The sequence below is a fragment of the Lysinibacillus sp. ACHW1.5 genome, from assembly GCF_022014815.1.
Lineage (GTDB): Bacteria > Bacillota > Bacilli > Bacillales_A > Planococcaceae > Lysinibacillus > Lysinibacillus capsici.
Window position 1 is genome coordinate 2,789,486 of the sequence record NZ_CP091777.1, and the last position, 21,139, is coordinate 2,810,624.

The window sequence follows — 21,139 nt, forward strand, 5'->3', positions numbered from 1 at the left end:
ATCAAGTTTTTCACAAAACTACACCTATCATAACATTTTTTGCAGTCGTTGACGTGCCAAAATGCAGTTTCGGTAGAAAAAATGACTGTCTTTCTTCTATTGAAAAACAACTATAACACATTCCTACACGTTCTCACTATTAGAAACCGTATATTATGACAAATAACAAATAAAGCCCCATAACTTCATACGTTATGAGACTTTATATTTTAATAGAATAGTAATAAAAGAGTTCCTACAATAAAACAATAATACGTAAAGTAGCTAAGTTTACCACTTTTCATAATGCCCATAAACCAACGCATCGCAAAATAAGTCATAATGAGAGTTGCCAAGAAAGTGGCGGCATATGGAAGAGCTAATGCACCTTTACTCGGCTCGTCTAAAAAATCTGTAATGCCAAGGACTACCCCACCTAAACTTACAGGAATATAAAGCATAAAGGAAAAACGTAAGGCTGTATCCTGCTTCATTCCTACTGCTATGGCGGAAATAATCGTGGCTCCTGAACGGCTAATACCTGGCGTTAAAGCAACTGCTTGCCCCAGCCCTACAATGATGGCATCTTTAGCACGTAAATCCGCATCGTTCTTCTTGCCACGCATATTACGAATTAGCCATAATGCAGTCCCTGTCACAAATAGCATGAGCGCAATCGTCGTCATACTTACGTTATCTGCAATGACATCACTTAATAACACCCCTAAAACGCCAGCAGGAATTGAACCGATGATAATATAGAGAGCAAAGCGAAAATCCGCGTTATACCGCTTTTCTCCAGTTTTTAAGTAAAGAAAAAAATGACTGATCAGACGAACAATATCCTCACGATAAATATACATAATAGCAAGTAACGAAGCTGTATTTGTTAAGATAGCAAAAGTAAAACCTTGTTCACCTAGTCCCAGCATTTCGCTAGCAATCATTACATGTCCACTCGACGATACAGGAATTGGCTCTGTAAAGCCTTGGACAAGTCCAATAATGATATGCTTGACAATTAACACAATATCGATATTTTCCATAAAAACCTCCTCCTCAGTATGTATGTCCCAAACGTTACATTAGACGACATAATCGAAGAAAAGTTCTGATTTTACACAACAAAAAAGTCACCTCAAACAATGTTGAGATGACTTTTTTCAAAAGGTCTTTTATTTTGCAAGCGTATTTTCAGCTGCTTGCACTGTGTTGAATAGTAACATCGTGATGGTCATGGGTCCTACACCACCTGGTACAGGCGTAATATGAGACGCAATTCCATCTACTTCTGCAAAGTTTACGTCACCGCATAATTTATTGTTGTCATCGCGATTAATGCCTACATCAATAACAACAGCCCCTTCTTTCACGTGCTCTTTCGTAATAAAGTTTGCACGTCCAACTGCAGCAATTAAAATATCTGCTTGTTTTGTAAATAAAGGTAAATCTGGCGTTTTAGAGTGTGTATAGGTTACCGTAGCATCCTTTTGTAAAAGTAGTTGTCCCATTGGTTTACCAACGATATGACTACGACCTACGATTACAGCATGCTTTCCTGCGATTTCAATTCCTGAATACTCAAGAAGCTTCATCACGCCAAACGGTGTACAAGGTAAAAATGTATCTTGGCCAAGCATCATTTTCCCAACGCTTACAGGTGAGAATCCATCGACGTCCTTCTCGACAGCAATCGTTGCAATGACTGTATCCTCATCAATATGTTTTGGGAGTGGTAATTGAACTAAAATACCATGAATATCCTCACGTTGATTTAAAAGCTCAATTTGCGCTAGTAATTCCTCTTGCGTTGTCTCTTCTGGTAATTTAATGAGTTCTGAAAACATACCAATCGCTTCACAAGATTTTTGTTTATTTCTCACATATGTAGCTGATGCCTGGTTGTCTCCAACTAATACAACCGCTAAACCAGGTGTTAGCCCTCGCTCTTTTAAACGAATGACACGCTCTGCTACAGCATTACGAATTTCTTGACCAATCTCTTTACCATTAATAATTGCACTTGACATAAACCTTCGTTACTCCTTCCAATTCAACACATTATTCTTGTTCTGTAAATTTAGAAAGTACACCATTGACGAATTTAGATGAACTATCATCGCCAAATGTTTTACATAACTCGATTGCTTCGTTTAGTACTACTCTTTTTGGTGTTTCTGGCATGTATAACAATTCATATACAGCTAAACGTAAAACCGTTCTTTCAATTTTGGGTAGACGGGCAAGTGACCACTTTTCAAGATGCTGTTCTAATGTAGCATCGATTTCCTCCAAATGTTCAGCTGTTCCATTCACGATCTTTTCGTAGAAGGCATTGGTAGGTTGACCTTTAATATGGCCCATTGCTTCTTCAACTGTTAGATCCGTATTGTCTAGCTGAAACAAAACTTGCAACGCTTTTTCGCGTGCTTCATGTCGTTTCATGTAAAGCTCTCCTTCTTAAGTGGCATTAAGGTTTATAATAGCATAAAATCACATGAGAAACACGATTTCAAGCAAGTTTTCAATAATCTGAACCTTTTTCAAGGAACTTTTTGTTTAAGCCCACTTCTCATCGAATAGTGGTATTCAAAAATAAATGTTTCCTGTTCGGAATGGTATAATAAAGAAAAAACTTTAGAGGTGTCACAATGCAACATGAAGCTATATGTTCTAGCTGCAAAAAACATTTAAAATGGTTGAAGGTGAAAAAAATATCAACAAATGAAGGAACGTACATCTCACCTATTTTACTGGGTGGATGCAAGCATAAAATTCGTTTTGATGCCATTCAAAACTTTTTTAGCTTTTATTAGTGGAGGCCATTTATGAAGGAACATTATTATACGATAGGTGAGGTTGCCAAACTTTCAAACTTATCGGTTCAGACATTACGTTATTATGATCAAATTGATTTATTTAAGCCTGCTTATATCGATACCTTCACCAATTATCGGTATTATAAAGGCAATCAGCTATTCTATTTAGACATTATAAAGTCCCTTAAATATATCGGCGTGACGCTCGATGATATAAAAAAAGCACTTAGATTAACCTCTGAGGAATTGCTTGATTTTTTAGCTCAGCAGGAGCTACGCATCAATGAAAAAATTTCACGTTTAAACGAAGCAAAAAATACTTTACTGAAAACAAAAAAGCAATTACAAGAGCAAATTGATATCCCAGTCTTCGGTGAAATTTATGTGCAGATAGAGGAAGCAATGCCCGTTCTTCAAGTAACCACTACTGCATTAACACCGACATCGAGCACCAGTACATACTATGCCACTTTAATTAAAATCATCGAAAAGGAAGGCAGTGTCTTAAACAGTCGTTATGGCTGTATTTATCCACTAGAGCCTTATAAAGATGTCAATGACATCATTTATGATGCTATTTTCACTCCCCTATTAACGGAGCGCACATTTTCGCAGCTTTCACCAAACATACAACAAACTATTATTCCTGGCGGTAAATATGTATGCATTGCCTTTATTTACGACCCTGATACTTATTTTTCATACTATGAAAAATTGAGAAATCATGTATTGGCTCAGCAGGAACTATTTGAGTCGCAAGTGTATGAGCTATATATGCCAGCAACGCTCACTATGGAGCAAGAAAAGAAATTTATAGTAGAATTAAAGATTAGGCAAAAACAAGTGACACAAAATTTCTCCGAAAAAGTAGTGGCGCATTCGTATAACTCTCTACCTGAACTCCCAAACTAAGAAAAATTTTAAAAAATAAAAACAAATCTTTTGACCCTATAGTTACTATAGGGTTTATCGTATTACATGGAAATATTCTAGTAGATTGAAAACATGTATCGCGAACCATTAGAAGGAGAAGTTTATGAGCAAGAAGCAAAATATAACCTTAGCTATTTTATTATCTAATCTTTTCATTGCCTTTTTAGGGATTGGTTTAGTCATCCCTGTTTTACCAACCATCATGAATGAGCTACATATTTCAGGCTCTGTTGTTGGTTATATGGTGGCAGCCTTTGCCATTACACAATTAATTGCATCACCAATTGCAGGTAAGCTTGTTGATAATATTGGCCGCAAAGTTATGATTGTTGCAGGTCTTTTTATTTTTGGACTTTCTGAGTTTTTATTTGGGTTTGGTCGTTCTGTTGAAATTCTTTTTGTCTCTCGTATGTTAGGTGGCGTGAGTGCAGCTTTCATTATGCCAGCCGTAACCGCCTATATAGCTGATATTACGACATTGGCACAACGTCCTAAGGCACTTGGCTATATGAGTGCAGCCATTAGCACAGGTTTTATTATCGGCCCTGGGATCGGTGGATTTTTGGCTGAAATTGGTACACGTGTCCCATTTTATGCAGCTGGGGTACTTGGTCTGTTTGCAGCTATCCTGTCATTGCTATTTTTAAAAGAGCCAACACGTGCTACAGACAATGAAGAAGTAGCACAATCCATGTTAGGTAGTGTCAAGCGTGTGTTTAGTCCACTCTACTTCATACCATTCATTCTTATTTTCGTGCTATCATTTGGCCTCGCTGCATTCGAATCATTGTTTAGCTTATTCGTCGATCACAAATTTGCGTTTACACCATCGGACATTGCCATTATTATTACAGGAAGTGGTATTGTAGGCGCACTAGCTCAATTAATACTATTTGATTGGCTGACAAAGAAAATGGGTGAGATTAATGTTATTCGTTACTCACTAATCCTTTCAGCAGTATTAACATTTGCCATGACGATTGTGAGTCATTATTTTGCCATCTTATTCGTTACATTCTTTATTTTCGTAGGCTTCGATTTAATTCGACCTGCTGTTACTTCGTATTTATCGAAAATTGCTGGCAATGAACAAGGATTTGTTGGTGGCATGAACTCTATGTTTACAAGTCTTGGTAATATTTTTGGCCCTATCCTAGGTGGTGTATTGTTCGATATCAATCTGAACTATCCATACTACTTTGCTACAATCGTATTGGTGCTTGGCGTCATACTTGCGTTATTCTGGAGAAAGCCAAAGCATATAGAATTATAAAAATAACGATACACATCCACATGAATCCTAGAGAAATCCATTTAAAAAGGATTGCCCTTTGATGAATAAATCATCATCGGGCAATCCTTTTCTTTTTTATTCATGCACTACTGTTTCTTCTTTTTCAAAGTGAATACCTGTAATATGCACATTTACTTCTGCTGTTTCTAGTGCCGTCATATTAAAAATAGCCTGACGGATTTGCGTTTGAACTTCTTTTGCTACCTTAGGAATGGCATATCCATATTTCACAGAGCAAAATACATCAATCGCAATTTCACCAGTTTCCGTTACACCTGATTTAATGCCTTTATTGTGTACTTTTTTACCGAAACGTTCCACGACACCCGTCGCAATATTCCCACGAGTTGCAGCAATGCCTTCTACTTCATTAACAGCAATCCCAGCCACAACTTCGATCACCTCTGCCGCTACCTCAATTTTTCCAAGCTCTTCTTTCCCAGAAGGTGTTGGTTGTACGAAAGATTGTCCTACTTTCTCTGCCATACAAATATCATCCTTTCCCTTACACATCACAAACAAGTGCTGTACTTACATTTATTATACTATAAAAAGGAAGGTTTGGCTGTCGAAAGCCGTTTTAAATTAAAACCGACTTTACTAATCCACTACATCGATTAAATAAATTCCCTTTTCAAATCCCCCACGAGCTTTCTTCTTGTGTTCACGCGTCACTTCTAGCTCCTCAAAGCGTACACCTAGCACACCGATAGCCATATGAATGAGCTCCAGTATATCTGCGAGCTCTTCAACACTATCTTCTTTATGCTGGGCTTCGTAAAATTCTGTAGCCTCTTCTATCATTTTAGCTTTTATTGCCTTTATTAGTTCACTAGGTTCTAAAATACGTGCATGATAGGATAAACCCTTCGCTTCAATTACTTCTAAAATTTTATCCCTCACTAGCTTATTGTATATAGGCATCCATTGTTTCACTCCTTTTAAGGGGGGATGACTATTTCTTTCTTCTATTATATAGTATTCTTTCTATAATATAGAATCAATTTGAGATAAAGTAGAGGTAGAGTATGTTACAAAAATGGTTGTTTGGTATCGGTGGGGTTGTCCTCATGTTGACAATGCTCTTTTTATTTTTGGGGAATAGAGCTAATGAAGACACATTGCTTGCGAAAAATATAATGGAAAAAGCAAATAGCGGTACAACAGTAGTTTCACTAAATAAATTAACGGATTTTGACTGGGAAAAAGCGCAAATTTTCGGACCTTATACAACGAAAGATGTGATTGAAGAAACAATGGACATACAGTTTAAAGGTAGTATTAGTGGATTAGATGTACGGGAAGATATTTGCCTTCTTGTCTTTGTGAAAGAGGGCCATGCGATAAAGACAGCTGTGCTTTACAGAGACATGGGAGACTATTCAACAAAGAATGGTATGTTAACACCAGATAACGATCTTCTATCTATAAAATAGAACTTTTATCATCTTTTTCACCACACTTCTATTGGTAACGGTTTAAGCTTCTATAACGGTCAATCTTTCTTCTATAATTGATCTTCCTACCTGCAAGTAAGTCTTCCATCTAGTTATACTTATACATAAAAAACCTCCTAACTAATAATAGCTAGGAGGTTTAAACTTGCGAACGCTTACTTCACTTTTTCTGCTACACCCAATACATCGTTCTCTTCTAGGAACTTTGTATTGAATTGTGCTGATTTGAAAACATCATTGTTCATCAATGCTTGGTGGAATGGTTGTTTTAGGGAAAAATTTCGAATGTTTAATTGTATATCATTGGTCTACTTTGAAGTTTGTTCCACAGTCATATGATGCAAAAGCGTTTAGATTATTGCTGGTGAAGCCGCCCACAACCTAACTATCATGAATGTTGTTAAATCAACGTTTGTTTAGGTTGATATAGGTAACTTATAAATTTGGAAGATATGTTACCATATAAAGCTACTGTCATATCGCTTCAATTTCTTTTTTATGGGGTGTTGGAGTATCAGGTAGATTAGTATTCTCAACACTAATTTCCAAAATATCGGAATTAAGGGGCAAGGCAATAATAGGTTTATCATCATACCAACAATGATCCTTTTCTTCATATAGTTATAACTAACTATCATATCATAGTTCTTCTTCACCTGTTGAATTACTGTAATTGCCTCGTTAATTTCTGTGTTAAAAATTCTCTATTAGACGAAACTCTCTCTCCACGTTCTTCTAAAATTGAATGAATCATCTTTTCTTCACGAACACAATCATTAAATTGCTCTTTGAAAACTAACATGAATGGAGTTAGAACACCTGTTGATTTTGATAATTCTTCTAATTGTTCTTCAGGTGTTCTTCTAGTTAAGCATTCGTAGAAGGATTCATCATCAATCAGAGCATATATACTTTCAGAATCCCTCCCTGCCATGAAAACTATCTAACATGGATATTTATAATAAAATCCTCTTTATTAGTTGCATCTGCAAACTCATATATATTTTCTTGCAATATCCCAATATCCTATTTTTCTTCCACAAACAATCTCTCCTTTGCTATTATTATACATGGTGTAAAATAGAAAGAGGCTGGGACAAAAGTATTTTAACCAGTCAAAAAGCCGAACTATTGAAGAAACAATTGTGAAATGTTCTTCATCGTTCGGCTTTCTCTTTTTCATTTGAACTAGTTATGCCTACTATCATTCGGCTTTTTGAAGCGATTATTTCGTTATGCCCCAGCCTCTTTTGCAATGAATGATTACTTTTCCCTTAAAGCAGTCAATAAAGTAATTTGGCTACGGTCACGAGCTTCTGCTAATTGGTCGATTGTTTGCTCCCCATATGACGTTTGCACATTGGCAATTAATTTAGCGACATTGGCATCGTTTAGTTCAGGCTGTCCTAGGTTTGCCCAGCTTTGTTGCATATTGCGTCCAAGATGTGCCATAAAGTGTTCAAAGCCACCTTGTCCACCACCTAAATGGAAGGATAAGAAAGGCCCACCAATTGCCCAACGTATACCGATGGATTGTTGGACAATAGTATCTAATTCTTTGGCATCAACAACGCCCTCTAATACAAGGTGAATACATTCCTTAAATAAGGCTGATTGTAGACGGTTTGCTACAAAGCCTGGCACTTCTTTTTTTATTTCTACAGGTGTCTTTCCTAAAATATTATAAAATTCAAATGCTTTGTCAATTGTTACTTGTGATGTTTTTTCACCAGCAGAAATCTCCACAAGTGGAATCAGATGTGGCGGGTTAAATGGATGGCCAATACATACACGTTCTGGTGTTACCATGCGTTCAGCAATAACCGTTGCTGGAATACCTGATGAAGAAGAAAATAGCAATGTGTCCTTGTCCACTAGTTGTTCGAGTTTTTGGTATAAATCTTGTTTAAATGCTGGATTTTCAGGTCCATTTTCTTGTACAACTTTCACACCTTTTAATGCTTTTTCTAAGTCTTTTTCAATGATTAAATTTGCTGTTAAATTGTCTACATTATAACCTAATGCTTGCAATGCTGGCTTAATGGTATTCAAACCATGGTGTATATCTTCCTCTAATGTGTCACTAATATCATTGACACGCACTTCCATTCCATTGGCCAAAAATAATGCTGTCCATGAAATACCGATAACGCCAGCCCCAATTACTGTTACTGGGCTATATTGTGTTAATTGTTTATTCATCTTACTCAAACTCCTTCTTCAATTGGCTTTGATGGTTCTGCCTATATTATAATGAATTATATTGAAAACTAAAAAACCACCTCCCTTCAAATTGCAACACATAAGGAAAATATGTTGGAATTCTATAGAAAAGAGATGATATATGTATACAACTGCCAATCATAAAATGGAGCGTAAAATGGAATATGCTTTATTAGCTTGTATGGAACATCAAACATTTGACAATATCACAATCAGTGAAATTTGCATACAGGCTAACATTAATCGTTCCACATTTTATCGCCATTTCCCATCTAAGGATGCACTTTTGCAAAAAACTTATCAACATGCTTTAGAACCTCTTTTAGGTAATCTATATCGTTTTTTTGATAAACATCATAGTATTGCTGAGGCACAGCTTTATTTAAGTAACCATATTTTTCATTATATTTATGATAATCAATTCTTGTATCAAACATTACTATTCAAAGATTCTCATTTTTATTTCATATTAAAAGATTTTATCCAAGCTTACTATCTCTCCTTTTATGAAGGAATTGAACTAATTAATAAAGAAATATTGACCGAATCCATCCTTGCCAACTACATCGCTTCTGCCTATGCAGGAATGATTTATGATTGGGTCAAAGAGGGTTGCTCACCACCACCAGTAGAAATGGCTGAGAAAATGAGATTGTTAAATTCAAATGGTCCTATGAGCTTTTTAATTGAAAAGAAAAAAGAAAGTGAGCAATAAATAAAGAGGCTGGGACAAAAGTATTTTGGCCAGTCAAAAAGCCGAACTATCGAAGAAACAATTGTGAAATGTTCCTTCATCGTTCGGCTTTCTCTGTTTAATTTGGACTAGTTCTGCCTACTATTATTCAGCTTTTTGAAGCGATTATTTTGTTATTTTCCAACCTCAGTAGGAAATCATAGATAATAGCCTTTAAATCAAAATAAGCGTTTTCTACATCGTCACGACACTCTTTGAAGTGTGCTTACGGAATGTTGTCCATTGGCTCGTAGTTAGGATTGAGTTCTCGTTATCTGATTCCTTTGCCTGTCTAATAAGGTCAATATAAGCTTTATCCCCTCTGTTGGTCTTTACCTGATTATCATGGAAATATGAATATGTCAGGCATGGAATAAACATTTCAGTTTTTAGACGTTCTATACTTATTCTACTAATGTCAAAAATACATCTATGCTATCACTTACTACTTCATTTACAATTACAAGTAAAGAAGGAGGAAGTAGAAAGTGAATTTATTTATAGATAACTCAGTTGTAAGTAGCATGGCAATTCAATTAGCTCTTATTCTAATAATCATGCTTGTAGCAGGTGTTGCTATAGGTTTGATTTTGAAAGTTGTTAAAGCCCCACAGTGGGTTTTCAAACCTTTTATTACGCTAGCTGTCCTAGTTGGAATGTACTTTGTGTTCAAAGTCATAACTTAACTTCATAAACCATTGCTTTGATTTTTCTATGTGATATTACTTTCTCTTTCTTCACAATTGCATTGAATAAGTTTGTTTAGTTTATTACTTGATAGTCAACACATAAAACTCAGCTACCATTTAAGTGATTGCTATCTAGTGCAAATATCTACATTAGTTAATTTTTAAAAAGGTAGTTGCTCTATAGTCACTACTACATCATTATAAACATCTTTAGTCATAACCATCATCTTTTGGAATGACTTCGGTACTTGATAAAAATTACTGTAACTGTTTGCATAGTAAGATAGCCTTTTTGATATGGTGCAAGTTGATTTTTCTGTGATAAGTGATTCACCAAATTTATTAATAAAAATATATATATTGCGTTTTCTATAATGACTTCAAATTTTATTGTTTTGTCCAATCAATCGCTTTAAAAAGCGTTCTAATTCATCGTCAATAGGAAGTTTTAATGCCTCCCTCTCCTTCATAATGTCCCCCTCAATAATTAGTAACTAATTATCAAAAGCAATGTGCTTTTCCTCTAATTGCACTAACTTATTTACTCTCAAACCACATTTATAAATTGTTAAAACTGCTACTGCATCACGAAATTGAATGAAGTTGCTCATATCAAAAGTAGATAATAGAATAGCTAAATTATTTTCATTTGCAGAGGGCTTGATTCTTTCATCTACTTTTATTTTTACATCCTTCCAAAATCGTTTTTCTATCCATATTGTCAAACATGCGATTTAATATTGCCTTTACAACACGTAGTTTACTTTGCTTTGTAATATCTTTAACATTCCCTAATGAAGCAATAAAACCAAATAATGTTTCTAAAGAAATCTCGTCTGCATATTCAATATTCATATTTTCACATGCGATTAAAACTATAATCCTAGTCCCTAATTGTCCGATTCCAAATACCTGACAATCATTAAAGCTGAATAGGCGCTAATACGATTCCCCTTTAATCGAACAGAATTAACATCTACCACAATGGATGTCGCTATAATAAGTGGCTCGTCACTCTCATTCTCAGAATTTATTCTTTTCAGCTCAATAGGACTATAATCACCAAATCAAATATTCCTGTTCTTTGCTTATTTTTGGACATAAAAAAACCTCCAACCTAAATAAATTTAGTTAGAGGTAAAAAATTTCGGATATCCCGATTTGTTTTATTCCAAGTTTTATTCCCTATACGCTTACTTCACTTTTTCTGCTACACCCAATACATCGTTCTCTTCTAGGAACTTTGTATTGAATTGTGCTGATTTGAAAACATCATTGTTCATCAATGCTTGGTGGAATGGAATGGTTGTATTAATTCCAGGACCAGATACTTCGAATTCACTTAAGGCACGATTCATTTTTGCAATCGCTTCTTCACGTGTATCCGCATGAACAATTAGTTTTGCTACCATTGAATCGTAATATGGTGGGATTGTATAGCCCGCATAGACAGCAGAATCAATACGTACACCATAACCACCTGGTGTTATATACGTATCAACAGTTCCTGCTGAAGGCATGAAGTTTTTATAGGCATTTTCTGCGTTAATACGGCATTCAATCGCCCAACCATTTAATTTTATATCATCTTGTGTGAATGGAAGCTTCTCACCAGATGCAATTTTTAATTGTTGTTGTACAAGATCTACACCAGAAATCATTTCTGTTACTGGGTGCTCAACCTGAATACGAGTGTTCATTTCCATGAAGTAGAACTTGTCCTCTTGATAGTCATAGATAAACTCGATTGTGCCAGCACCTTCATAGTTACATGCTTGTGCCGCTTTTACTGCAGCTGCACCCATTTCAGCACGACGCTCAGAAGATAGAGCTGGAGATGGTGCTTCCTCTACTAACTTCTGCATACGACGTTGAACCGTACAGTCACGTTCGCCTAAATGCACCACGTTACCGTAGCCATCTGCTAAAACTTGGATTTCACAGTGACGGAAGTACTCGATAAATTTCTCTAAATATACGCCAGGGTTACCGAATGCTGCCGCAGCCTCTTTTTGCGTAATTTCAATACCTTTTACAAGATCTTCTTCTGTACGTGCTACACGGATTCCTTTACCGCCACCACCAGCAGTTGCTTTGATGATGACAGGGTAACCAATTTTAGCAGCCCATTCTTTACCAGTTTCGATATCTGGTACAATACCAGTACCTGGAACAAGTGGAACGCCTGCTGCTTCCATTGTTGTACGTGCAACGTCCTTGATGCCCATAATTTTAATAGAATCAGATGATGGACCGATAAATTTAATGCCAGCGTTTTCACAAGCTTCCGCAAAATCAGCGTTTTCTGATACGAAGCCATATCCTGGGTGGATGCCATCAGCACCTGTCTTTTCAGCTACACTAAGTAGCGCTGGGAAGCTAAGATAAGAATCTTTTGATAGCTTCGGTCCGATGCAATAAGCTTCGTCTGCTAACTTCACATGTAATGCGTCAGCATCTGCTTCAGAGTACACAGCAACCGATTGAATGCCTAACTCTTTACAAGCACGAATGATACGCACAGCGATTTCGCCGCGGTTTGCAATTAAAACTTTTTTCATTTGTTTTGCACTCCTTACTCAGCTTTTACAAGGAATAATGGTTGGCCGTACTCTACTAAGTCGCCATCTTTAACTAGAATTTCAACGATTTCCCCTTGCACTTCTGCTTCGATTTCGTTGAATAATTTCATTGCTTCTACGATACATACGATTGTTTCGTCCCCTACTTTGTCACCCACTTTTACGTATGCAGGAGAATCTGGGTTTGGTGCTTGATAGAAAGTACCGACCATTGGAGATACAATTTTATGTAACGATGGGTCGTTAACTGATGGTGCCGCTGCAGCTGGTGCTGGCGCTTCTTCTTTCGCTGGTGCAGGTGTTACTGCTGGAGCTTCTGCTGGTGCAGATTGTTGTACAACAGGGGCTACTACTTCTTTTTTAGGTGCTACAGTTTCTGTAACAACAACATTATTCTTTTTAAGTTTTACTTTTGCGCCATCTACTTCATACACAAACTCGTCAATTGAAGAAGAATCCACTAATTTGATAATTTCACGAATTTCTTGAATTTTGAACATTTCTAACTCTCCTTATGAATTAAAATCTACTACAATAACTATTCTATATTTTTTCGTATCAATTTGAAATAGTTAAATGAAAATTAAGTAAATATGAACAAAATAAAAGGCTTTCCTTTACTAAGCGAAAGCCTTTTCATGAAGCTGATATATAACAACCCTTTGCGAATTAACTAAAAATTTGTTTTTTTCTTTATTTTTTAATAATTATTTGCACTGAACTTGACTTGCACATCATTTGCGCCTTCCATCTCTGTTTTTACCAGGTAAATAATTTCGTTTGCTTGAGCTTTTGACAATTCTTCAGCCATCACTGTCACCGACACTTTTTCTCCCTCAGCACGAACAAACGCATCCGAGTAACCTAATGATTTTACGAGCATCTCAAGCATAGCTTCCGCTGATTCACGTTTAATAAGGCCATCCATTTCATTATATGCCTCATTTTTTTCTTCGGCAGAATATTCTTCTGAGGCAATCTTTTGTGTTAACTGTTCACGAAGCTGACTTCTCTCATCACTAACCTGCATACGCATTTCTTCAAATAAGTGACTTGGTGAAGATACTTCTTGTGTTATATCATTTGTTGCTTCCTGATCTGTAACACCTGTGACAGCTGTTTGTTGCAGTGTATCATCTGTAAAAATAGTAAGACCATTGAATTGCTTGGCTGGATCTACCAAATAATACACTGAAATAACTGCTACTAAACTTAATAATGTCATAAACCAAACTGTTCTTCTACGTACGCGCATTTACTTTTCCTCCTTATTTTCCATTGGAACGATAATAATTCGATGAATCGGTAATTGCATCACTTGACTGACGACAGCACGAATTTCATTTTTCACAAAGATATCGGAAGCACCCTCTGAAACAACGAGCATTCCTGTCACGTTTTTCGCGCCTTGTTCAGTCCCTCGAAAATATTGGCTGAATAGTTTATTGGTATCCTGATCATCTGTCATCTCTCCATAATAAAAGTAGACTTTAACCTTCCCTACACCTTCCATTGCCTTCAGGGTTTGCTCAAGTTTTTCTTCATTCGTGAGCGGTGAACCTTTGTCGCTTGTCGAATTCGTTTGATACATAGGTAAAATGATGAAAATTCCCACGGAGGCAGCTATCAAAATTAAAACCATCAATGACGTTGTTTTTTTTCGTGTCTTTTCCACATCACTTGTACATTGCCTCCTTTCATCTTCTCTTTTTCAAGTGTATGTACGCTTGTTTCTTCCTATGAATTGATAAATGGAATCTTTAATAGCAATTGCAAAAATACTAACGTGATGACCAACTTTGTCAGTGAAATTATTTCCTTATCATCCGTTAGAAACACAAAAATCTGACAGACAAACAGCAATGCCAATAAAAGAATCAATCTATCTCCCCCCTGCCATGACTTGTACGAACACAATGAGGAAAAAACAAGAAAACATAAATGAAAAAGCAATTAAAAATGATACAGCACATAAAGTAAATAGCGATTTGCTAACTTGATCTAGTAGTCTACAAATATCATCAAAGGCAATGGGTTCTAAAATAGCCGCGAGCATTTTCAAAGAATAGGCACTGACTACAAGCTGCACGGTTGGGATAAAAGACACTGTAATGACGGCGATAAAGGCGCTAATACTTGTAAGAGAAGATGTAAATTGAGTCATATGCTGAAACATCGAAAAACTATCCACAATAAAAGAACCTACAACTGGAATATTTTCTTCAATTAATTTTTTGACGGGCTCCGCTACAGCCGCATTGACACTAAATGCTGCTACACCGCTTGCGGTCATCAGTAAGACATAGCAAATAACTGAGGCCGACACGATGCTCATAATTGTAAAGCGAATCAATTCAGCTATTCGAGTAAAGGATATTTCCTTAACGATTACACTGCATACATCAAAGACAATGGCCAAAAGCACGCCAGGAATAAGCCACTTACTACTGATAATGGTGAGGACTTGTACAAAAAACAGTAAAAAAGGCTGCCAGGAAGCAATCGCTGTAATACTACTGGATAATAAAAAGCTTGATGTAAGAATTGGATAAAATGCCGTAAATAGATGGGCTAGTCCTTGTGCAATTTCATCAATTAATGTAAAGGAGTTGACAACAACAGGACCGATTGTTGCTAAAACGATAAGAAAAAAAAGTATCCTTGTCCCTTTTTCAAACTCTGGTAATAGCATGTTCACAATCAAAATGATGATGACGTAGCTGCAAAGCATGAGCGTCATCTTGAGCAAGAGAAAGAATGGGTCGATTAAAAACGATAATATTTGCTCCTGCAATGGCTTCGCTCCTTAGTTTAGCCTTTTTAAAATGGCCGACACCTCCTGTAGAACAGCCAGAAATTCTTTAAACCAATACAGCAAAATCACAATTTTCACCGCAGCAAAAACGATGTTCCCGAGCACTTTATAATTATGTTCTGCCAAAAGCAATGCCACCCACTGCCCGACATAGAACATACTTGCACTGATTAAAATAGCCTTCGCATAAGGTAAAAACGCAAGTGTTTCTAACAATTGTTTGGCGAAAGGCAATAAAAGCGTCGAGAACAACATGCCAAAAAGCAAAAAAGAAAACATCACACTGATTAGCGCATGGAGTGGCTGTATAACTTCTTTTATCAGCAATAATAAAAGCAGCATGACAACAGCGACGATGACAATTTCCATTCACATTACCCGGATGAGGTAAGCCATTGGAAGAAGGTTAAAATCTCATTAAAGAATAGACGTAAAAAGCGAAGTAATTCTGCTGTCATATATAAGTAAGCAATGAAAAAGAGGAAAAATGAAAACTCCTTCTTCCCTGTTTGATCAAAGAAAACATGAAGAAGCGCAACGACTAGTCCCACTCCAGCAACTCTTAATACGTCTTGTAATTCCATTCCTACGCCCCCTCGTGTACAGCAATATATGTCGCTCTTCAAAAAAAAAGACCTCTATACAGATGTATAGAGATCTTCTACGATAAAAAATTATAATAGTTTGCTCACAATGTTTTTCACCGTATCCGTTTGCTGTATGAGGTGACTATTTTCACCCATCCACATGGATAAATATTCTGCATTACCTTGCTCAGCACTTTCCTTACGAATGGTCGTCGTTAGATAATTTTGTAGTGGATAGGGTGCTACTGTCGCATCCTCCATACGTTTCGTGAAATCATTTGCTAAACCTCTTGCTGGTTTACCAGTAAAGGCAAGCGTAATCGTCGTTTGTTGTTCTTTTGATGCCAATACAGCATTTTTATAGAGTGGCGAAATTTCGCATTCATCTGCCACTAGTAAAGCCGTCCCAATTTGAACTGCCTGTGCCCCACTTTCAAGTGCCTTTTGAATATCCTCTTTGGTTACAAGGCCTCCCGCAGCTATAATCGGAATCTCAACTTTTCCCACTACTTGTTGTAGTAAGTCATGCAATGGAATTAATTGCAGAGGGTCAGTAAATGAGCCTCGATGACCGCCTGCCTCTCCCCCTTGTAATACAACCGCATCCATTCCTGCTTGCTCCACCAGTATGGCTTCCTCTAATGTGGTAGCAGTACCAATCGTATAGACACCATGATCTTTTAATTGTTTAAGAACAGCTGGAGATGGCAGCCCAAAAGTAAATGAACAAACTGCTACCTTTTCTTCAATCACAGCTTGAACCTGTCCTGCAAAAACTTCCTTTGATGTTACGCTCTGTACAGGGGATAATCCTAATTCATCGTAAAAAGGTTGCAGTGCCATTCTGGCTTGTTGTAAAACCTCGACATCAATTTTGGGTTCTTCTTGCACAAATAAATTGACCGCAAAGGGCTTTGTCGTTAATTTCTTCACTTCTTGAATAAACTGCTTTGTTTGCTCACCATCTAAGTAACCTGCACCAATTGAACCTAATAGGCCTGCCTCAGCACAAGCCGCCACAAATTTAGGTGATGTCACGCCTGCCATTGGTGCTTGTATAATTGGATATCGCATATCAAATGTTGTTTGTAGCATACCTTTCACTCCTTACTCTGATTGTAAACAATTCTACCAGTAATGACCATCTATCTGATGATAGAAACTTGATAGTACCTCAATAAAAATTAAATAGTGCTTCTATCTATTATCACATTAAATGAACGATTTGACAGTATATGTATAAGAAAAAAATAAAAACCTACTCTTTAATGAAAAGAGTAGGCTGATCATTATGCACGTGAAACGTAAGAACCTTCATCCGTGTTAATGATTAAAACGTCACCTTGGTTAACGAAGAATGGTACTTGTACGATTAGACCTGTTTCAAGAGTAGCAGGTTTTGTACCGCCAGAAGCTGTATCACCTTTGATTCCTGGTTCTGTTTCTGTTACCTCTAATTGAACAGTGTTTGGTAATTCAACACCTAACATTTCACCTTGGTAAGATTGAATATGCACTTCCATGTTTTCTTTTAGGAATTTTAATTCATACTCAATAGCAGATGAAGCTAGTTCAGTTTGCTCATATGATTCCAAGTCCATAAATACATGCTCATCACCTTGTGCATATAAATATTGCATCTTACGATTATCGATTTGTGCCTTTTCAACTTTTTCACCAGCGCGGAATGTTTTTTCATTCACTGAGCCGTTACGTAGGTTACGTAATTTAGAACGTACGAATGCAGCACCTTTACCTGGTTTCACGTGTTGGAAATCTAACACGCGGTATAATTGGCCATCAACAATAATTGTTAGACCTGTACGGAAATCGTTTACTGAGATCATTTGTGTTCCTCCAAAGTTTATAAAATAATGAGTTCTTTTGACGAATGTGTTAGTAGTTCATTACCCGTTTCTGTGATTAAAATATCATCCTCGATACGGACACCACCGATTCCAGGTAAGTAAACACCTGGTTCAATCGTCACGGCCATACCTGGCTCTAGCACTGTATCAGAACGCATCGATAAGCCAGGGCCTTCATGTACTTCAAGACCAATACCGTGTCCTAAAGAATGACCAAATGCTTCGCCATATCCTTTTTCTTTTAAGTAGTCACGTGCAATCGCGTCCGCTTGAATGCCTGTTAATCCAGGACCCACTTTTTCAAGTGCTAACAGTTGAGAAGCAAGGACTGCATTGTACATATCTACCAATTTTTCAGATGGTTCTCCCACAGCCACAGTACGTGTGATATCCGAAATATAGCCATTATAAAGCGCACCAAAGTCTAATGTAACAAAGTCGCCTTTTTCAATCACTTTATTCGTTGCAACGCCGTGTGGTAATGCTGAACGAAGACCAGACGCAACAATCGTGTCAAACGAAGACTGAGTTGCTCCTTGTTTACGCATGAAAAACTCTAATTCATTCGAAACTTCAAGCTCGGTTTTACCAGGCTTGATGAAGCCTAAAATATGTGTAAATGCGTGATCTGCAATTTCACACGCAGCCTTAATAATATTAATCTCTTGTTCCGTCTTAATCAAGCGAATTTTTTCAATTAGCCCAGAAATCGGCACTAAATCTGCTTGAATCTTCGATTTATACAGTTCATAGGTGCCATAGCTTACAGTATCTTTCTCAAAGCCCAATAATTTGATACCCATATTATTTACTTGAGTAGCAATTTCTTCAAAAATTGTGGCTTCATGCTTGACAATACGGAAGTCCTGAATTTGTGCAGCAGCCTGCTCTGTATAACGGAAATCTGTAATAAATACAGCATCATTTTGAGACACAATTGCTACGCCTGCTGTCCCTGTAAAACCTGTCATATAGCGACGGTTGTACCCATTCGTAATTAAAATACCATCGATGCTTTGTTCTTGAAGTGCTTTACGTAGCTTTTGTAATTTCAACATAATCAATTCTCCCTCTCGATAAATGTACGTAGTGCCAGTTCATAGCCTTTCGTACCTAGTCCACAAATTTGACCAAGGCAGGCCGGAGCAAGATAGGAATGATGTCGGAAAGCCTCACGTTTGTGGATATTGGAAATATGTACTTCGATAACTGGCACAGAAATACCTGCTATCGCATCATGCAATGCGATACTTGTATGGGTATATGCACCAGGATTAAAGATAATACCATCATATTTTTCGTCCTCTGCTTCATGCACCCAATCTACTAGTACCCCTTCATGATTGGATTGACGAAATTCAACTGTAGCACCTAAAGAAGCCGCAAGATTTTGAACATTTTCTCGAACATCATCCAATGTTTCATGTCCATAAATATGTGGCTCTCGTTTACCAAGTCGATTTAAGTTCGGTCCATTCAAACATAATAACTTCACGCTTCTATTCGCCTCTTTCTATGTACTTGCCATTTATTTTATCATACACCGTGCATTCAGCAACTAATTTCAACTAGTGGTGCCATAAATATCCCCTTAAAGGAAGGGGATATTTTGTACCTTCAACTTTGTTTTTGTGCTGTATGTTCCTTCTGATGGAAATTGGCGGTTTCAAGCAAGAAACGTAATAAACAAATAACGGTCACCATAAAGGGAATCGACAGTTTTTTGAAAGACGTAAGCTGTAATGGTAAATCCAAAGCAATCCATTCCAATGAGATGGTCACCAAGAGACCTAATAAAAGGGAAGAAAAGACAGCTGGGATAATATATACATAGCGCATAGTCATGTATAAAAATAAGCCGATAATAAATAGTAGAAAAATAAAAAAGGTCCATTGAAATAATTTGGAGCTTTCTTCAAACCAATTCCATTTTTTATAAAACCCAATCGGATGCCATTTAATGAGATGGAAATAATGTAAACCCTTTAAGCACAGCGCTAAAACAAGCGCATTGACAAGTGCTGTAATTGTCGCTACTTTCACCCTATACCTCTCCTTTATGCACACTAATTATTTCCTAAAATGTACGATTAGTGTAGCCATATAGAAAATTTACTATGCGTAACGGTAGAGGTTTTTCACTAAATTTAGTACAATGGTACAGTTGAAATATATAAAGAGAGTGGTGTTAGCCTTGAGCAATTCACCTGTATACGGGGGACAAGCACAATTAGAGGGTGTGATGTTCGGAGGAAAGGAACATACTGTTACAGCCATTCGTCGTAACGATGATTCCATTGATTATTATCATTTCAAAAAAGTACAAAAACCTTTATTACAAAAGCTTAAAAAAATCCCATTTGTACGAGGCGTTGTGGCGCTGATAGAATCCGCTGGCTTAGGTTCTCGTCACATGCAATTTGCTGGGGATCGCTATGATGTGACACCTGGTGAAGAGGAAGATCATAAAGAAGAAGGCTCTAAACTTCAAATGATACTGGGCGTTGCTGTAGTAGGTATTCTTTCTTTTTTATTTGGAAAATTTGCCTTTACATTAATTCCTGTTTTTATAGCTGATTTTTTCTCAAAATGGATTGAAGGCAAAACGGGACAGATTTTACTGGAAAGTGGTATTAAATTATTATTACTGCTAGCCTATTTATATTTTATCTCGTTAACGCCCCTCATTAAACGAGTATTTCAGTACCATGGTGCAGAGCATAAGGTGATAAACTGCTATGAAGCTGGATTAGACATTACCGTAAAAAATGTTCAAGCTCAATCACGCCTACACTATCGTTGTGGCAGTAGCTTCATATTATTCACCGTGTTCGTCGGTATGTTTTTATATTTCTTTGTACCTACAGATCCACTGTGGCTTCGTATTTTAGATCGTATTCTATTAATCCCTGTTGTTCTGGGGATCTCATTTGAAGTCTTACAAGCGACAAATGCCTGCCGTAATATTCCAGTGTTACGCTTCCTTGGCTACCCTGGCTTATGGCTCCAATTACTAACAACTCGTGAACCGAAGGACGATCAAGTAGAAGTAGCAATTGCTTCCTTTAATATGCTACGCCAAGTAGAGCAGCAACCTGAAATCGCTGCGACATTAAATCATGATTAATAAAAAAGGCAGCCCAACGTCGGAGCTGCCTTT

The 21,139-nt window shown here is 37.0% G+C and carries 26 protein-coding genes; 6 read left to right on the forward strand and 20 right to left on the reverse strand.

The genetic code is table 11. The annotated features are described in order from the left end of the window. Positions 1 to 209: 209 nt before the first annotated feature. The 3 genes from L6W14_RS13905 to nusB all read right to left on the reverse strand — a co-directional run bounded on the left by L6W14_RS13905 (position 210) and on the right by nusB (position 2,424). Positions 210 to 1,025, reverse strand: a complete 816-nt coding sequence (locus L6W14_RS13905) for an undecaprenyl-diphosphate phosphatase (RefSeq protein WP_131522456.1) — start codon at positions 1,023 to 1,025, stop codon at positions 210 to 212. Positions 1,026 to 1,154: 129 nt separating this feature from the next. Then, a complete protein-coding gene (gene folD / locus L6W14_RS13910) occupies positions 1,155 to 2,009 on the reverse strand; it encodes a bifunctional methylenetetrahydrofolate dehydrogenase/methenyltetrahydrofolate cyclohydrolase FolD (protein ID WP_237898216.1) in 855 nt (284 codons plus the stop codon). A 31-nt stretch (positions 2,010 to 2,040) separates the two neighbouring features. Further along, the gene (nusB, locus tag L6W14_RS13915; protein ID WP_004231146.1) at positions 2,041 to 2,424 is read right to left on the reverse strand and encodes a transcription antitermination factor NusB; all 384 of its coding nucleotides are present in this window, start codon (positions 2,422 to 2,424) and stop codon (positions 2,041 to 2,043) included. 383 nt (positions 2,425 to 2,807) lie between these two features. Here nusB and L6W14_RS13920 point away from each other — a divergent pair, with 383 nt between their 5' ends. Then, entirely contained in the window at positions 2,808 to 3,710 is a 903-nt protein-coding gene (locus L6W14_RS13920) for a MerR family transcriptional regulator (protein WP_237898217.1), read from the forward strand. A gap of 124 nt (positions 3,711 to 3,834) precedes the next feature. Continuing rightward, positions 3,835 to 5,004: an MFS transporter gene (locus L6W14_RS13925; protein WP_048392291.1), complete on the forward strand. Its 1,170-nt coding sequence runs from the start codon at positions 3,835 to 3,837 to the stop codon at positions 5,002 to 5,004. A 96-nt stretch (positions 5,005 to 5,100) separates the two neighbouring features. Here the strand turns inward: L6W14_RS13925 and L6W14_RS13930 are convergent, their stop codons facing one another. Next, positions 5,101 to 5,511, reverse strand: coding sequence for an Asp23/Gls24 family envelope stress response protein (locus L6W14_RS13930; protein WP_004231142.1), 411 nt, complete (start codon positions 5,509 to 5,511; stop codon positions 5,101 to 5,103). Between the two features lie 114 nt (positions 5,512 to 5,625). Then, on the reverse strand, positions 5,626 to 5,949 hold the full coding sequence (locus tag L6W14_RS13935) for a nucleoside triphosphate pyrophosphohydrolase (protein ID WP_237898218.1): 324 nt from the start codon (positions 5,947 to 5,949) through the stop codon (positions 5,626 to 5,628). Positions 5,950 to 6,053: 104 nt separating this feature from the next. On the opposite strand from L6W14_RS13935, the gene L6W14_RS13940 reads away from it, so the two are divergent. Continuing rightward, positions 6,054 to 6,461, forward strand: coding sequence for a hypothetical protein (locus L6W14_RS13940; protein WP_237898219.1), 408 nt, complete (start codon positions 6,054 to 6,056; stop codon positions 6,459 to 6,461). Between the two features lie 685 nt (positions 6,462 to 7,146). Here L6W14_RS13940 and L6W14_RS13945 read toward each other — a convergent pair. Further along, complete coding sequence (locus L6W14_RS13945) at positions 7,147 to 7,416, reverse strand: GIY-YIG nuclease family protein (RefSeq protein WP_237898220.1); 270 nt, start codon at positions 7,414 to 7,416, stop codon at positions 7,147 to 7,149. Between the two features lie 329 nt (positions 7,417 to 7,745). Next, positions 7,746 to 8,684, reverse strand: coding sequence for a 3-hydroxyacyl-CoA dehydrogenase NAD-binding domain-containing protein (locus L6W14_RS13950; RefSeq protein ID WP_131522451.1), 939 nt, complete (start codon positions 8,682 to 8,684; stop codon positions 7,746 to 7,748). Between the two features lie 142 nt (positions 8,685 to 8,826). Here L6W14_RS13950 and L6W14_RS13955 point away from each other — a divergent pair, with 142 nt between their 5' ends. Continuing rightward, positions 8,827 to 9,420, forward strand: a complete 594-nt coding sequence (locus tag L6W14_RS13955; protein WP_131522450.1) for a TetR/AcrR family transcriptional regulator — start codon at positions 8,827 to 8,829, stop codon at positions 9,418 to 9,420. 506 nt (positions 9,421 to 9,926) lie between these two features. Further along, on the forward strand, positions 9,927 to 10,124 hold the full coding sequence (locus L6W14_RS13960; protein WP_131522449.1) for a hypothetical protein: 198 nt from the start codon (positions 9,927 to 9,929) through the stop codon (positions 10,122 to 10,124). A gap of 1,196 nt (positions 10,125 to 11,320) precedes the next feature. Here the strand turns inward: L6W14_RS13960 and accC are convergent. From accC to L6W14_RS14025, 13 genes are all read right to left on the reverse strand, one after another. Next, complete coding sequence (gene accC, locus L6W14_RS13965; protein ID WP_004231135.1) at positions 11,321 to 12,688, reverse strand: acetyl-CoA carboxylase biotin carboxylase subunit; 1,368 nt, start codon at positions 12,686 to 12,688, stop codon at positions 11,321 to 11,323. Positions 12,689 to 12,702: 14 nt separating this feature from the next. Continuing rightward, complete coding sequence (accB, locus tag L6W14_RS13970; protein WP_004231133.1) at positions 12,703 to 13,209, reverse strand: acetyl-CoA carboxylase biotin carboxyl carrier protein; 507 nt, start codon at positions 13,207 to 13,209, stop codon at positions 12,703 to 12,705. A gap of 200 nt (positions 13,210 to 13,409) precedes the next feature. Then, complete coding sequence (locus L6W14_RS13975; RefSeq protein WP_004231131.1) at positions 13,410 to 13,964, reverse strand: SpoIIIAH-like family protein; 555 nt, start codon at positions 13,962 to 13,964, stop codon at positions 13,410 to 13,412. After that, on the reverse strand, positions 13,965 to 14,384 hold the full coding sequence (locus L6W14_RS13980; RefSeq protein ID WP_131522447.1) for a hypothetical protein: 420 nt from the start codon (positions 14,382 to 14,384) through the stop codon (positions 13,965 to 13,967). A gap of 62 nt (positions 14,385 to 14,446) precedes the next feature. Beyond that, entirely contained in the window at positions 14,447 to 14,590 is a 144-nt protein-coding gene (locus tag L6W14_RS13985; RefSeq protein ID WP_004231124.1) for a hypothetical protein, read from the reverse strand. A gap of 1 nt (position 14,591) precedes the next feature. Then, the gene (locus L6W14_RS13990) at positions 14,592 to 15,503 is read right to left on the reverse strand and encodes a stage III sporulation protein AE (protein WP_004231121.1); all 912 of its coding nucleotides are present in this window, start codon (positions 15,501 to 15,503) and stop codon (positions 14,592 to 14,594) included. Positions 15,504 to 15,515: 12 nt separating this feature from the next. Continuing rightward, on the reverse strand, positions 15,516 to 15,893 hold the full coding sequence (locus L6W14_RS13995; RefSeq protein WP_016994741.1) for a hypothetical protein: 378 nt from the start codon (positions 15,891 to 15,893) through the stop codon (positions 15,516 to 15,518). Positions 15,894 to 15,898: 5 nt separating this feature from the next. After that, entirely contained in the window at positions 15,899 to 16,108 is a 210-nt protein-coding gene (locus L6W14_RS14000) for a hypothetical protein (RefSeq protein WP_012295089.1), read from the reverse strand. Positions 16,109 to 16,198: 90 nt separating this feature from the next. Beyond that, entirely contained in the window at positions 16,199 to 17,206 is a 1,008-nt protein-coding gene (locus tag L6W14_RS14005) for an NAD(P)H-dependent flavin oxidoreductase (protein ID WP_131522446.1), read from the reverse strand. Positions 17,207 to 17,400: 194 nt separating this feature from the next. Further along, positions 17,401 to 17,958, reverse strand: coding sequence for an elongation factor P (gene efp / locus L6W14_RS14010; RefSeq protein ID WP_004231115.1), 558 nt, complete (start codon positions 17,956 to 17,958; stop codon positions 17,401 to 17,403). A 17-nt stretch (positions 17,959 to 17,975) separates the two neighbouring features. Then, complete coding sequence (locus L6W14_RS14015; protein ID WP_237898221.1) at positions 17,976 to 19,037, reverse strand: M24 family metallopeptidase; 1,062 nt, start codon at positions 19,035 to 19,037, stop codon at positions 17,976 to 17,978. Between the two features lie 2 nt (positions 19,038 to 19,039). Then, the gene (gene aroQ, locus L6W14_RS14020) at positions 19,040 to 19,474 is read right to left on the reverse strand and encodes a type II 3-dehydroquinate dehydratase (RefSeq protein WP_004231111.1); all 435 of its coding nucleotides are present in this window, start codon (positions 19,472 to 19,474) and stop codon (positions 19,040 to 19,042) included. Positions 19,475 to 19,596: 122 nt separating this feature from the next. After that, positions 19,597 to 20,022 (reverse strand): hypothetical protein, encoded by a 426-nt coding sequence (locus L6W14_RS14025; RefSeq protein ID WP_048392286.1) that lies wholly within the window; start codon positions 20,020 to 20,022, stop codon positions 19,597 to 19,599. Positions 20,023 to 20,134: 112 nt separating this feature from the next. Here L6W14_RS14025 and L6W14_RS14030 point away from each other — a divergent pair, with 112 nt between their 5' ends. After that, a complete protein-coding gene (locus L6W14_RS14030) occupies positions 20,135 to 21,106 on the forward strand; it encodes a DUF1385 domain-containing protein (protein WP_048392285.1) in 972 nt (323 codons plus the stop codon). Positions 21,107 to 21,139 lie beyond the last annotated feature (33 nt).